This window comes from Streptomyces sp. NPDC036813 (assembly GCF_055609245.1).
This window is the reverse complement of sequence record NZ_JBVJPV010000003.1, coordinates 353,553-366,008: the sequence shown is the minus strand read 5'-3', so window position 1 is coordinate 366,008 and position 12,456 is coordinate 353,553. Positions and strand designations below refer to the sequence as shown.

Below are 12,456 nucleotides of genomic sequence, written 5' to 3'. Positions count from 1 at the left end.
GTGGGTGACGGCGCGAAAACCTGCGCACCGCACCCGCCGAACCCCTGCCGGGTAACTCCTGCGAGTGAATACCCGCACTACTGCGCAGTGACGATCCGGACCGCACCGGTGTCCGTGACAGCCGTGTCCGTGGCGGCCGTACCCGTGTCCCGGCCGGTCTCGCGCCACGCGCTGTCGGTGTTCCCGGCGCTCCACTCCCGCCCGGCGTACGTCACACGCCGGATGTGCAGCGCGGAGGCGTTGGCCACCGCCCAGTGCGCCAGCTGCCAGCCGCGCTCGCGCACCCCGCGCCTGCCGTCCCCGGCGGGCACCGGCACGCTCACCGCCTGCCCGTCGGCCTCGGCGCTCACGGACGGCGACGGGGCGGGCCGGCCCTTGGCGCCGACCTCCGCGCCGGTCTCCTGGAACGCGCCCCGCCCGAAGTCCCGCACGAGCGCGGCCCGCACCGCGTCCGGGCCGGCCGTGGCGTCCGCGCCGGGGCGGCCGGTGCAGGTCAGCGTGGCCGCGGAGTGCCCCGTCAGGGCCGCGGCGAGCAGGGCCGCGTCCGGCTCGTGCTTGGCGTACGCCTCCGGGTAGCCGCTGCGCTGCACGCGCTGCGCGGCCACCGTGAGCGGGAGCTCGGTGTAGTCGCGGACCTTGACCAGGTGCTCGTAGAAGATGCCCGCCGCGTACGTCGGGTCCATGATCTGCCGCTCGGTGCCCCAGCCCTGCGAGGGCCGCTGCTGGAACAGGCCGAGGGAGTCGCGGTCGCCGTGGTCGATGTTGCGCAGCCCGGACTCCTGCAGCGCGGTGGCGAGCGCGATCGTCACGGCGCGTTCGGGCAGGTCCCGGTTGGTGCCGACGGCCGCGATCGTCGCCGCGTTCACCGCCTGCTCCGGCGAGAACGTGTACGTCGCTCCGTCGTCCTTGCCCGAGACCACCTTGCAGCCCGGGGCGCCGGCGCCTCCGGTGACGTACTGAACCAGCAGGTAACCGGCGACCGCACACAGCACCACGACGGCCGCGCCGAGACGCAGGAGACGGCTGCGACGCCTGGGAGAGGTGGGGGACGGCTCTGGCACGTCGTACAAGTTACTGGAGGGCGCCGTGGGCGTCGCCAGGGGTTCGCACACCGCGGAAACGGCGGGCGCACGAGAGCGCGGGATAGGGTCGGAGCCATGGCCGAAACCCCGCTTGACCTCACGCTGGACGCCGCGGCTCTCACCGCGCAGCTCGTCGACTTCCCCTCCGAGAGCGGTACGGAGAAGCCGCTCGCGGACGCGATCGAGGCCGCGCTGCGCGCCCTGCCGCACCTGACGGTGGACCGCCTCGGCAACAACGTGGTGGCGCGCACGGACCTGGGCCGCGCGGAACGCGTGGTCCTCGCCGGCCACATCGACACCGTGCCGATCGCCGACAACGTCCCCTCCCGGCTGGACGAGGACGGCGTGCTGTGGGGCTGCGGCACCTGCGACATGAAGGCGGGCGTCGCGGTACAGCTGCGCATCGCGGCCACCGTGCCCGCGCCGAACCGCGACCTGACCTTCGTCTTCTACGACAACGAGGAGGTCGCCGCCGACCTCAACGGCCTCAAGCACGTCGCCGAGGCGCGCCCCGAGTGGCTCGAGGGCGACTTCGCGGTGCTGCTGGAGCCGTCCGACGGCGAGGTCGAGGGCGGCTGCCAGGGCACCCTGCGGGTGCTGCTGAAGACGAGCGGCGAGCGCGCGCACTCCGCGCGCAGCTGGATGGGCTCCAACGCCATCCACGCGGCGGCGCCGATCCTCGCCAGGCTGGCCGCCTACGAGCCGCGCCGGCCGGTCATCGACGGCCTGCGGTACCACGAGGGCCTGAACGCGGTGGCGATCTCCGGCGGGGTCGCGGGCAATGTGATCCCCGATGCGTGTGTGGTCACGGTCAACTTCCGTTACGCGCCCGACCGCAGCGAGGAGGAGGCCGTCGCCCATGTGCGGGAGGTCTTCGCGGACTGCGGGGTGGAGGAGTTCGTGATCGACGACCACAGCGGCGGCGCGCTGCCCGGCCTGTCCCACCCGGCCGCGCGGGCCTTCATCGACGCGGTGGGCGGCACCCCGAAGCCCAAGTTCGGCTGGACGGACGTCGCCCGCTTCAGCGCGCTGGGCGTCCCGGCGGTCAACTACGGCCCCGGCAATCCGCTCCTGGCGCACAAGCGGGACGAGCGCGTGGAGACCGCGAAGATCCTCGCCGGGGAGGAGCGCCTGCGGTCCTGGCTGACGTCATGACCCGTTCGGCCGTGTTTACGGCGCAGCGCGGCGGACATATTCAGGTCCCTCAGACGTAACCCGCGCAGATCTACGCTGAGGTGTACGGACCGCACGACGGAGGGAGCGCACATGCCGACCGGGAACCCCGAGGGGAAGAAGATCCCGCCGGACGAGAAGCGACTCGGACCGGTCCTCCGGCGACGGGACAAGGTGGAGACCAGCACCACGGACCAGCGGCTGCTGGACGAGCGGGCCCCCTCCGACTGGGTGCACACCGATCCCTGGCGGGTCCTGCGCATCCAGTCGGAGTTCATCGAGGGCTTCGGCACGCTGGCCGAACTCCCGCCCGCGATCAGCGTCTTCGGCTCCGCCCGTACGCTGGCGGGCTCGCCGGAGTACGAGGCCGGCGTACGGCTGGGACGCGCGCTGGTGGAAGCCGGCTGGGCGGTGATCACGGGCGGCGGCCCCGGCGCCATGGAGGCCGCGAACAAGGGCGCGTGCGAGGCGGGCGGCACCTCGGTGGGGCTGGGCATCGAGCTGCCCTTCGAGCAGGGGCTGAACCCGTACGTCGACATCGGGCTCAACTTCCGCTACTTCTTCGTGCGCAAGATGATGTTCGTCAAGTACGCGCAGGGGTTCGTGGTCCTGCCCGGCGGCCTCGGCACGCTGGACGAACTCTTCGAGGCGCTGACCCTGGTCCAGACCCAGAAGGTCACGCAGTTCCCGATCGTCCTGTTCGGCACGGAGTACTGGGGCGGCCTGGTCGACTGGCTGAAGAACACCCTGGTCGCCCAGGGCAAGGCGTCCGAGGCGGACCTGCTGCTGTTCCACGTCACGGACGACGTGGAGGAGGCGGTGGCCCTGGTGTCGAAGGAGGCGGGCCGGTAACGCTCGGTCTGCTCAGCCACTGAACACAAGTGTCATCCAGCTGTACACTACGTGCATGGCTGACACCTATCCCATTGCTGAGGCGCGGGGCAGGCTAGGAGAGCTGGCCCGACGGGCTGCCCAGCATGAGCACATCACTCTCACCGACCGAGGCATCCCCACCGCGGTCCTCATCTCCCCTGCGGAGCTGGAAGATCTGGAGGACGCCCTCGCGCTGGCTCGGCTGGAGCGTGACCGGGCGCTCGGTCGCACGGAGACGCCTGTTCCACACGCCGAGGCGCGGCGGATACTCCTTGAGGCCGCTGGGAGGAGCACGGCGTGACGTGGGAGGTCCAGTGGGAGCCGGCGGCGCTCAACGAGGCCACCGGCTTCCTCAAGGACGATCCCCAGGGCGTGGACACCCTTCTTCAGGCGACCGACGGACTCACGGAGAACCCGAGGCCGGAGGGGTCACGAGCGTGGGGGGTGCACCACCGTCGTCTCCACCGCGGTCCGTGGCGCATCCTGTACCGCATCGACGAGGAGGCTCGGACGCTGCACATCGAGCACATCGGCCGCACCGGCGAGTGATGCACTCCTACGCCAGCCCCCGCCGCGCCACCGCCGGCGGACGCCACCCCGCGATGGACGCCACCATGTCCAGGATCTGCCGGGTCTCGGCGACCTCGTGCACCCGGTACACCTGCGCCCCCAGCCACGCCGACACCGCCGTCGTCGCCAGAGTCCCCAGCAGCCGTTCCTTCACCGGCTTGTCCAGCGTCTCGCCCACGAAGTCCTTGTTGGACAGCGACACCAGCACCGGCCACCCCGTCGCGACCATCTCGTCCAGCCGCCGTGTGGCCTCCAGGCTGTGCCGGGTGTTCTTGCCGAAGTCGTGCCCCGGGTCGATCAGGATCGACTCCCGCGGCACGCCCAGCGCGGCCGCCCGCTCGGCGAGCCCCACCGTCACGTCCAGGATGTCGGCCATGACGTCGTCGTACGCCACCCGGTGGGGCCGCGTCCGCGGCTCCACCCCGCCCGCGTGCGTGCACACCAGCCCCACGCCGTACCGCGCCGCGACCTCCGCGAGGCCCGGATCGACCCCGCCCCACGCGTCGTTCAGCAGGTCGGCCCCCGCCTCGCAGACCGCCTCGCCGACCTCCGCGCGCCAGGTGTCGACGCTGATGACCACGTCCGGGAACCGCCGGCGCACCTCGGCCACGAAGCCGACCGTCCGCCGCGCCTCCTCCTCGGCGCCGACCTCCTCGCCCGGACCGGCCTTCACCCCGCCGATGTCGATGATCGCCGCGCCCTCGGCCACCGCCTGCTCCACGCGCGCGAGGGCCGGCTCGTCGCGGAACGTCGCCCCCTGGTCGTAGAAGGAGTCCGGCGTCCGGTTCACGATCGCCATGATCACCGGCTCGTGCGCGCCGAATTCCCGCCTGCCCAGCCTGAGCATCCGCTGCGACCTCTCCTCGTACATCCTGGGTTCTTCCTGGTCTTGCGCCGCCTGTGACCCTAACTGTCAGCGTCGCATGGCACGATCGGACCCTGACACTGAAGACACCGAACGTGGGGTAGCCGGCGATGGTTATGTTCCTGTTCCTGGTCATCGCGCTCGCCGTCGTGGTCGCCGCGGTGACGCTCGCCGTGCTGGGCGGCGGCGAGGGCACCGGCCCGCTGCCGGAGGCCGCCCCCGAGCGGCTCCACGACCCGCTGCCCCCTGACCGCCCCCTCACCCGCGACGACATCGACGGCCTGCGCTTCCCGCTCGCCGCCCGCGGCTACCGCATGGCCGACGTGGACGACGCCCTGAACCGCGTCGCCGCCGAACTCGCCGAGCGGGACGCCCGCATCGCCGACCTGGAGTCCGCGCTGGCCGGGGCGCGGGCCGCGGCCACCCGGGTGCCGATGGACAAGCCCGAGCAGCAGGAGGAGCAGTGACCACGGCTACCGCGCTCGCCGGCCCGGACGGCGCCCTGCGCTGCCCGTGGGCCCTGTCCGCACCGGACTACGTGCCGTACCACGACGAGGAGTGGGGCCGCCCGGTCCACGGCGACGACGCCCTCTTCGAACGGCTCGCCCTGGAGGCCTTCCAGTCCGGCCTGTCCTGGATCACCATCCTGCGCCGCCGCCCCGGCTTCCGCGCGGCCTTCGCCGGCTTCGAGATCGCCAAGGTCGCCGCCTTCGACGACGGCGACCGCGAACGGCTGCTCGCCGACGCCGGCATCATCCGCAACCGCGCCAAGATCGACGCCACGCTCGCCAACGCGCGCGTGCTCGCCGAGTGGCAGCCCGGCGAGCTGGACGACCTCATCTGGTCCCACGCCCCGGACGCGGGCACCCGTCCGGCCCCCAGAACGCTCGCGGACGTGCCCGCGATCACCCCCGAGTCGACGGCCCTGTCCAAGGCGCTGAAGAAGCGCGGCCTGCGCTTCGTCGGCCCGACGACGGCGTACGCCCTGATGCAGGCGTGCGGGCTGGTCGACGACCACCTGACCGACTGCGTCGCCCGCCGCACGTGAGTCCTTGGGGGGTCTCGTCGAACGGGCCGGACCAGGGAGCGGTGCCAGGCGCCGCGAGCCCGTCCTGATCGACGAGACGCTCCCTACCGCCCCAGGTACTTCGGCTTCTCCTTGTTGACGAAGGCCTGCACCGCGATCGCGTGGTCCTCGGACTGCCCCGCGCGGGCCTGCAGTTCGTCCTCCTTCTCCAGCGTCTCGGCCAGGGAGTGCGTCAGGCCGTACGCCACCGACTCCTTCAGCGCCGCGTACGCCACCGTCGGCCCCTCGGCCAGCTGCCGCGCCAGCTTCTCCGCCTCCGCGCGCAGCTCGGCCGCCGGCACCAGCCGGTTGGCGATGCCCAGCTCGTACGCCTCCTGGGCGGTGATGCTGCGCGGGAAGAGCAGCAGGTCGGCGGCGCGGCCGGGCCCGACCACGCGCGGCAGCGTCCAGGAGATGCCGGAGTCCGCGGTGAGCGCGACGCCCGCGAAGGATGTGTTGAACGAGGCCGTCTCCGCGACGATCCGGTAGTCCGCGGTGAGCGCGAAGCCGAAGCCCGCGCCGGCCGCGACGCCGTTCACCGCGGCCACCACCGGCTTCGGGGCACCGGCCAGCGCCCTCACGATCGGGTTGTAGTGCTCCTTCACCGTGCTCATCGTCTGCCCCGCCCCGGACTCCCGGTCGGCGGCCAGCAGCCCGATGTGCTCCTTGAGGTCCTGGCCCACACAGAACGCCCGGTCCCCGGCCGCGGTGAGCAGGATCGCCCGTACGGCGCTGTCGCCCGCCGCGGACTCGGCCGCGTCCCGGAGGGCGACCTTGGTCGCGATGTTCAGCGCGTTCATCGCCTCCGGGCGGTTCAGCGTGATCGTCGCGAGCCCGTCGCTCACCTCGTAGAGCACGGTGTCGGCCATGGCGTATCCCTCCGGTGTCGAGGCACGGCGTACCGCTCGGTACGCCGATGTACGAAGGACAGCATGGCGGAGATCACCGGCGGCGAACCGGGCCGGACATGTGAGGTGCGTCAAACAATTCCACGCACGGCGCACTCGGATGCCGTCCGTGCGGTCGAGCAGTATCGCAGGCACATCGCCGAATTGAGTGGTTTTGCTCGCGCGCGTTGCCCAAGCGATGCGGACTGATGTTGGTCATCGGGTCCGGAGATGCGGGATAATGGCCTGGAAGCAATGTGTTCGATGCCGGTGACGCGTGTCCTGGGCCCTTCCGGGCGGTGGGCCCGCGCCTGCCCTTCATGGGCCGTCGGCCTTGACGATGAGCTGGTTTCAGGAAGGGGAACGAGCATGGCGGCCATGAAGCCGCGGACGGGCGACGGCCCGCTCGAGGTGACCAAGGAGGGGCGGGGCATCGTCATGCGCGTTCCGCTCGAAGGCGGCGGTCGGCTCGTCGTCGAGCTGACCCCGGACGAGGCCGACGCCCTCGGCGACGCCCTCAAGAAGGTCGTCGGCTGACGCGCAAGCGACCATATCCTTTCGGCCGCCCCGGCGCCCCAGGTGGGTGCCGGGGCGGCCGTTTGCGCAGGTGAGGGCCCGTTTGGGCAGGTGAGGACCCATGTGTTCGAGGGCGGCGGGGCAGCGGATCAGCGCTTGACCGCGCACAGCAGGCCGTCCCCGACCGGCAGCAGCGACGGCACCAGATCCTGGCTCTCGCGCACCGCGCGCAGCAGCTCCCGGATCCGTATGACCTCGGTCGGCTGCGGACCGGAGTCCACCGTGCGCCCGGCCGCGAAGACGCCCTCGAACACCACCAGGCCGCCGGGGCGCAGCAGGCGCAACGATTCAGCGAGGTAGTCGAGGAACTCCAGCCGGTCGCCGTCACAGAAGACGAGGTCGTAGCCGGCGTCCGCGAGGCGCGGCAGGACGTCGAGGGCGGGGCCGGGGATGAAGCGCGCCCGGTTGCTGGCGAACCCGGCGGCACGGAAGGCCTGCCGCGCGAACTGCTGGTGCTCCGGCTCGGGGTCGACGGTGGTCAGCACCCCGTCGGGACGCATGCCGTGCAGCAGATGGATGCCGGAGACGCCGCAACCGGTGCCGATCTCCGCGACCGCCTTGGCGTCCACGGTGGCGGCCAGCAACCGCAGCGCCGCGCCCGTGCCGGGCGACACCGAACGCAGCCCCGCCTCACGGGCCCGGTCGCGGGCCCACAGCAGCGCGTCGTCCTCGGCGACAAAGGCGTCGGCGAACGCCCAGTCCGTCTGCCGGTTGCCGGTAATGACCCTCTCCTGTCCCCATGGTTGCCTCGGCGTGACTGTATCCGTTGGGGCCGGGAACCCGCAGATGGGACCGGGCGTTTAGAAGGGTGGGAGACGCACCGGGGGGACACAGTTGGATCACGACGGGGCGCGGGGCGCCGAGCAAGTGCTGACGCAGCCGCATGAGCCGTATCAGCACAGATCAAATTCTCGTAAAACCGCTTATCCGGTCCTAACGGGCGAGGTGGCTATGGTAGGGGCTCCACTGGACACCACCAGAGCTGACAGGGGAGGTGCGGCCGCGCCTGAGGACCGGGGAGGAGTGCTGCGGCGCTTCCTCGGATCGGCGGGCAGGCCGAAATCCGTGACCGACACCGCTGACACCAGCCACGCCGCGGCCTTTGCCGCCGGCCCGGCCCAGACCGCGACCTTCTCCACCGACGCGGACGGCCAGGCGTGGACTCCGCCCACCTGGGAGGAGATCGTCAGCACGCACAGCGGGCGGGTCTACCGCCTCGCCTACCGCCTCACGGGCAATCAGCACGACGCCGAGGACCTCACCCAGGAGGTCTTCGTCCGCGTCTTCCGCTCCCTGTCGACGTACTCGCCGGGCACCTTCGAGGGCTGGCTCCACCGCATCACCACCAACCTCTTCCTGGACATGGTGCGCCGCAAGCAGCGCATCCGCTTCGACGCCCTCGGCGAGGACGCGGCCGAGCGGCTGGCCAGCAAGGAGCCCACCCCGCAACAGGTATTCAACGACGCCCACTTCGACGCAGACATCCAGCAGGCCCTGGACACGCTCGCGCCGGAGTTCCGCGCCGCGGTCGTCCTGTGCGACATCGAGGGACTGAGCTACGAGGAGATCGCCGCGACCCTCGGCGTCAAGCTCGGCACGGTCCGCTCGCGCATCCACCGCGGCCGCTCCCAGCTGCGCAAGGCGCTCGCCCACCGCTCGCCCGAGGCCCGGGAGCGCCGCTCCCTGATGCCCCGCGTGCCCGTGCTGGGGGGAGGGGGCGCGACCGCGTGAGTGGATCACGTCCCAATCCGGCAGAGCAGCACCTGGGAGACCGACTCTCCGCCCTGGTGGACGGCGAACTCGGTCATGAGACGCGTGAGCGCGTCCTGGCGCACGTGGCGACCTGCCCGAAATGCAAGGCGGAGGTCGACGCGCAGCGCCGTCTGAAGAACGTCTTCGCTGAGGTGGCGCCGCCACCCCCGTCCGAGAGCTTCCTGGCCCGTCTCCAGGGGCTGCCGGGGGGAGACGACCTCGACGGCGGCGGCCCGCCGTTCGGCGCGGGAGGATTCGGCGGATTCTCCGGGGGCTTCCCGGGACGCTCCGGGGCGTCCGGGGTCTTCGGCATGAAGCGGGGCGGCGGCGCGCCGTTCGACTTCGACTACGCGCCGGGCCGCGGGCCCGGACACGGGCACGCCGCCGCGGTGCCGGTGCCCGCCGAGCCGGGTTTCCGTATCCACCCCGTCAGCCGTGGTGAGGCCGGACCCTCCCGGGGGCTGCGGTTCGCGTTCGTCGCGGCCGGGGCCGTGTCGCTGGCCGCGATCGCACTGGGCGGCGTCACCACCGGCAGCCCGGCCGCCACGGACACCCGAGCCGGTTCCGGCAGCAATGTCACCCCGGCCGGCGCCCCGACCGCGGGCGCGGCGACGGCCCCGGAGTCCCAGCGCCGCCGCAGTGGGACACCGCTGATGGCACAGAGCGGCCAGAGCACGTTCGCGGGCACCCCGGTGGCGCCCACGACCCTGTCCGCGCCCCTGCTGCCCGGCCTGCCCACTCCCGCCACCCTGCAGGACGTGGCGCGCACGCTGACCACGCCCGTCATGGCCGGTGCGGCCGCCATGTCACCGCTGATACGCCCGCTCAGCGTCACGGCGCCCGTCGCGCTGACCACGCTGTCCCCGGCGCCGGCGGTGACGACTCCCGGCGTGCTGTCCCTGTCGGCCTCCGGCGGCCCCACATCCCCCTCCCCATCGCCTTCCGCCACGTCCTCCCCCTGACGGCCTCTGCGCGGCGGGCCCGCGAACCTGGTTGAATCCAGATCAGCCGCGCCCCCGGCATGCCGTCGGCGCGGAGTTCGACCATCCGCGGCCGCCGACGAGCCGGGCCGCGGCCACCCGTGGGGAGAGCATGAACGAGGGGAAGCCCACGCAGGGTCCGTCCGACGAACGGAACACCGGGGCAGAGGCGGCCATGACCGCCGACGCGAAGGACGACGGGTCCCAGGATCCCGGCACCGACTTCGCCCTGGCCCGGCCGCAGGCCCAGCAGACCGACGGCGACGAGGGACCGGCCGACGGCCGGCGTCCGGCGGCGGCCGACGGGGACTACGAGCTGAGCGAGCCGGTCCCCGCGGGCTCCGGCGCGGCGCCGGAGGCCGCCGCTCCGGCCGAGCGGCCCACGCCACTGCACGATCCCGACCCCTACAGCACCCCGCCCTACGGCGAACCCGGCCCGTGGGCACCGGCACCGCCGGTCCAGCACCCGGCGGCACCGGCGGCGACTCCCGCACACGGCACGCCGACCGCACCGGCACCACAGCCCACGGCACCGCCGCAGGTCCCCGCCCCACATCCCACGGCACCGCCGCAGGCCCCCGCAGCGTCTCCCACCGTGCCGCCGCATACCCCCGCGCCCCAGACCACCGCGCCGCCGCACACTGTCGTTCCGGGCGCCCCGGCGTCCATGGCGGCCCCGGCCTCCGCCGTGGCCGTACCCGAGGATGCCCCCGTCCCCGCCCCCCTCGCCGCCCCTTCCCCCGTCTCCGCGGTCACGGCCCCCGGCGTCCCCGCCCTGCAAGAGGCCGCTCTTCCCGCCGACCCGTGGCACCGTTACGACCCGTGGGCCGCGACCGGTGCGTCCCCGCAGGCCGCGCCCGGCGGGCACGCGCCCCTGCAGCAGACCGGCGCCGCGGTCGACACCGAGCAGCAGCGGCGTCGTAAGCAGCGTCGGGCGGCCGTGGTCTTCGTGCTCGCGGTCGCGCTGGTCTCCGGTGGCGTCGGCGGGCTCGTCGGCGCGTATCTGGAGCGCAACGGCGGCGTCGGGACGACCGTCGAGCTGCCGCAGGCCGGGGACGAGCCCGCCGGCCGCGCCCCGGACAGCGTCGCCGGGATCGCCGCCCGCGCGCTGCCGAGCGTGGTCACCCTGCATGTCACCGGCAGCGAGGAGCAGGGCACCGGCACCGGCTTCGTGCTGGACACCCGCGGGCACATCCTCACCAACAACCACGTCGTGCAGCCGGCCGGCACCGGCGGTGAGATAACCGTCGTGTTCAACGGCGGACAGACCGCCAAGGCCAAGGTGGTCGGCCGGGACAGCGGTTACGACCTCGCCGTCGTGCAGGTCAGCGGCGTCAAGGGCCTGAAGCCCCTGCCCCTCGGCAATTCCGACAACGTCCGCGTCGGGGATCCCGTCGTCGCCATCGGCGCGCCCTTCGACCTGGCCGGCACCGTGACCTCCGGCATCATCAGCGCCAAGGAGCGGCCGATCACCGCCGGAGGGGAGAAGGGCGACGGGAGCGACGTGTCGTACGTCGACGCGCTGCAGACCGACGCTCCGATCAACCCCGGCAACTCCGGCGGTCCGCTCCTGGACTCCCGTGGCCGGGTCGTCGGCATCAACTCCGCCATCCGTTCCGCCGACAGCGCCGGCGACACCGAGGGCGGCGGACAGGCCGGGTCGATCGGCCTCGGCTTCTCCATCCCGATCAACCAGGGCAGACGCGTCGCCGAGGAGTTGATCAACACCGGCCACGCCACACACCCGGTCATCGGCATCACCCTCGACATGGACTACACCGGCGAGGGCGCCCGCGTCGGCGCGCAGGGCGACGGCGGCGGACCCTCCGTCACTCCGGGCGGGCCCGGCGCCAAGGCGGGGATCAGGCCCGGTGACGTGATCACCGCGGTCGACGGCCAGATCGTCCACTCCGGCGAGGAGCTGATCGTCAAGACCCGCGCGCACCGCCCCGGCGACCGTCTGGACCTGACGGTCGAGCGAGGGGGACATGAACAGAGGGTTTCGCTGGTCCTGGGCTCGGCCGGCGGCGACTGAGGCCCGGCCGGGCGACTGACGTAAACCTCACCCCGGGACGGTACCGGTCGGACAGGTCGGACAGGTACCGTGGACCCGGCCGAGGACATCGCGAGGAGCTACAGGTGTTCAATGACATAGGACCACTCGAGCTGGTGACCATCATCGTGCTCGGTGTGCTCGTCTTCGGTCCGGACAAGCTCCCCAAGGTCATCCAGGACGTCATGCGGACGATCCGGAAGATCCGCGAGTTCTCGGAGAGCGCCAAGCAGGACATCCGGCAGGAACTGGGCCCGGAGTTCAAGGACTTCGAGTTCGAGGACCTCAACCCCAAGACGTTCATCCGCAAGCAGATGGAGAACGAGGACCTCGGGCTGAAGGAGATCCGCAACGGCTTCGACCTGAAGAAGGAGATGGCCGAGGTCACGGACGCGGTGCACAGCCGCGACACCGAGATCGCCGCTGCCAACGGCTCCCCGGCCGCCACCGCCTCCGGCCGCATCGACATGACGAAGAAGCCCGAGGACGGCGGCAAGGACGACCGCCCGCCGTTCGACGCCGACGCGACCTGAAAGCGCGGCCCGCGCGACCCACGCGCCGGGCGGATTCCCGGCTGCC

General features: G+C 72.6%; 16 protein-coding genes. 12 read left to right on the top strand and 4 right to left on the bottom strand.

The window, feature by feature from the left end:
• Positions 1-77: 77 nt before the first annotated feature.
• Positions 78-1,061: a VldE C-terminal domain-containing protein gene (locus ACZ67Q_RS09230; protein WP_471178491.1), complete on the bottom strand. Its 984-nt coding sequence runs from the start codon at positions 1,059-1,061 to the stop codon at positions 78-80.
• 96 nt (positions 1,062-1,157) lie between these two features.
• On the opposite strand from ACZ67Q_RS09230, the gene dapE reads away from it, so the two are divergent.
• The 4 genes from dapE (at position 1,158) to ACZ67Q_RS09210 (ending at position 3,677) form a co-directional block, all read left to right on the top strand.
• Entirely contained in the window at positions 1,158-2,237 is a 1,080-nt protein-coding gene (dapE, locus tag ACZ67Q_RS09225) for a succinyl-diaminopimelate desuccinylase (protein WP_471178488.1), read from the top strand.
• Between the two features lie 111 nt (positions 2,238-2,348).
• Positions 2,349-3,107 carry an LOG family protein gene (locus tag ACZ67Q_RS09220; RefSeq protein ID WP_471178486.1) on the top strand — a complete coding sequence of 253 codons (759 nt, stop codon included), beginning with the start codon at positions 2,349-2,351 and terminating at the stop codon, positions 3,105-3,107.
• 55 nt (positions 3,108-3,162) lie between these two features.
• A complete protein-coding gene (locus tag ACZ67Q_RS09215; protein WP_471178483.1) occupies positions 3,163-3,429 on the top strand; it encodes a type II toxin-antitoxin system prevent-host-death family antitoxin in 267 nt (88 codons plus the stop codon).
• A complete protein-coding gene (locus tag ACZ67Q_RS09210) occupies positions 3,426-3,677 on the top strand; it encodes a type II toxin-antitoxin system RelE family toxin (protein WP_471178480.1) in 252 nt (83 codons plus the stop codon). Before ACZ67Q_RS09215 ends, ACZ67Q_RS09210 begins: the two co-directional genes overlap by 4 nt.
• A 7-nt stretch (positions 3,678-3,684) precedes the next feature.
• On the opposite strand, the gene folP is transcribed toward ACZ67Q_RS09210, so the two are convergent.
• On the bottom strand, positions 3,685-4,545 hold the full coding sequence (gene folP / locus ACZ67Q_RS09205) for a dihydropteroate synthase (RefSeq protein WP_361631371.1): 861 nt from the start codon (positions 4,543-4,545) through the stop codon (positions 3,685-3,687).
• Positions 4,546-4,673: 128 nt separating this feature from the next.
• Between folP and ACZ67Q_RS09200 the strand changes: the two genes are divergently transcribed.
• Positions 4,674-5,030 carry a DivIVA domain-containing protein gene (locus ACZ67Q_RS09200; RefSeq protein ID WP_471178477.1) on the top strand — a complete coding sequence of 119 codons (357 nt, stop codon included), beginning with the start codon at positions 4,674-4,676 and terminating at the stop codon, positions 5,028-5,030.
• Entirely contained in the window at positions 5,027-5,611 is a 585-nt protein-coding gene (locus ACZ67Q_RS09195; protein ID WP_471178475.1) for a DNA-3-methyladenine glycosylase I, read from the top strand. Before ACZ67Q_RS09200 ends, ACZ67Q_RS09195 begins: the two co-directional genes overlap by 4 nt.
• Before the next feature lie 83 nt (positions 5,612-5,694).
• Here ACZ67Q_RS09195 and chcB read toward each other — a convergent pair whose 3' ends face one another.
• Complete coding sequence (gene chcB / locus ACZ67Q_RS09190; protein ID WP_471178473.1) at positions 5,695-6,498, bottom strand: 2-cyclohexenylcarbonyl CoA isomerase; 804 nt, start codon at positions 6,496-6,498, stop codon at positions 5,695-5,697.
• A gap of 63 nt (positions 6,499-6,561) precedes the next feature.
• Between chcB and ACZ67Q_RS09185 the strand changes: the two genes are divergently transcribed.
• Positions 6,562-6,726 (top strand): hypothetical protein, encoded by a 165-nt coding sequence (locus ACZ67Q_RS09185; protein WP_361631335.1) that lies wholly within the window; start codon positions 6,562-6,564, stop codon positions 6,724-6,726.
• A 159-nt stretch (positions 6,727-6,885) separates the two neighbouring features.
• Positions 6,886-7,053: a DUF3117 domain-containing protein gene (locus tag ACZ67Q_RS09180; RefSeq protein ID WP_003966491.1), complete on the top strand. Its 168-nt coding sequence runs from the start codon at positions 6,886-6,888 to the stop codon at positions 7,051-7,053.
• 128 nt (positions 7,054-7,181) lie between these two features.
• Here ACZ67Q_RS09180 and ACZ67Q_RS09175 read toward each other — a convergent pair whose 3' ends face one another.
• Positions 7,182-7,880, bottom strand: coding sequence for an O-methyltransferase (locus ACZ67Q_RS09175; protein WP_471178950.1), 699 nt, complete (start codon positions 7,878-7,880; stop codon positions 7,182-7,184).
• 235 nt (positions 7,881-8,115) lie between these two features.
• On the opposite strand from ACZ67Q_RS09175, the gene sigE reads away from it, so the two are divergent.
• The 4 genes from sigE to ACZ67Q_RS09155 all read left to right on the top strand — a co-directional run bounded on the left by sigE (position 8,116) and on the right by ACZ67Q_RS09155 (position 12,410).
• The gene (gene sigE / locus ACZ67Q_RS09170; RefSeq protein WP_471178470.1) at positions 8,116-8,823 is read left to right on the top strand and encodes an RNA polymerase sigma factor SigE; all 708 of its coding nucleotides are present in this window, start codon (positions 8,116-8,118) and stop codon (positions 8,821-8,823) included.
• Positions 8,820-9,806: an anti-sigma factor family protein gene (locus tag ACZ67Q_RS09165; RefSeq protein ID WP_471178467.1), complete on the top strand. Its 987-nt coding sequence runs from the start codon at positions 8,820-8,822 to the stop codon at positions 9,804-9,806. The genes sigE and ACZ67Q_RS09165 overlap by 4 nt, the downstream gene beginning before the upstream one ends.
• Before the next feature lie 130 nt (positions 9,807-9,936).
• Positions 9,937-11,859 (top strand): S1C family serine protease, encoded by a 1,923-nt coding sequence (locus ACZ67Q_RS09160; protein WP_471178465.1) that lies wholly within the window; start codon positions 9,937-9,939, stop codon positions 11,857-11,859.
• A gap of 104 nt (positions 11,860-11,963) precedes the next feature.
• Positions 11,964-12,410 (top strand): sec-independent translocase, encoded by a 447-nt coding sequence (locus ACZ67Q_RS09155; RefSeq protein ID WP_471178462.1) that lies wholly within the window; start codon positions 11,964-11,966, stop codon positions 12,408-12,410.
• Positions 12,411-12,456: the final 46 nt, after the last annotated feature.

What these genes read in the sequence shown, in the direction of transcription:
- ACZ67Q_RS09180 (WP_003966491.1), top strand. Translation starts at nt 6,886, where the DNA reads ATGGCGGCCATGAAGCCGCGGACGGGCGACGGCCCGCTCGAGGTGACC.
- folP (WP_361631371.1), bottom strand. Translation starts at nt 4,545, where the DNA reads ATGCTCAGGCTGGGCAGGCGGGAATTCGGCGCGCACGAGCCGGTGATC.
- dapE (WP_471178488.1), top strand. Translation starts at nt 1,158, where the DNA reads ATGGCCGAAACCCCGCTTGACCTCACGCTGGACGCCGCGGCTCTCACC.
- ACZ67Q_RS09215 (WP_471178483.1), top strand. Translation starts at nt 3,163, where the DNA reads ATGGCTGACACCTATCCCATTGCTGAGGCGCGGGGCAGGCTAGGAGAG.
- ACZ67Q_RS09200 (WP_471178477.1), top strand. Translation starts at nt 4,674, where the DNA reads ATGGTTATGTTCCTGTTCCTGGTCATCGCGCTCGCCGTCGTGGTCGCC.
- chcB (WP_471178473.1), bottom strand. Translation starts at nt 6,498, where the DNA reads ATGGCCGACACCGTGCTCTACGAGGTGAGCGACGGGCTCGCGACGATC.
- ACZ67Q_RS09185 (WP_361631335.1), top strand. Translation starts at nt 6,562, where the DNA reads ATGGCGGAGATCACCGGCGGCGAACCGGGCCGGACATGTGAGGTGCGT.
- ACZ67Q_RS09160 (WP_471178465.1), top strand. Translation starts at nt 9,937, where the DNA reads ATGAACGAGGGGAAGCCCACGCAGGGTCCGTCCGACGAACGGAACACC.
- ACZ67Q_RS09220 (WP_471178486.1), top strand. Translation starts at nt 2,349, where the DNA reads ATGCCGACCGGGAACCCCGAGGGGAAGAAGATCCCGCCGGACGAGAAG.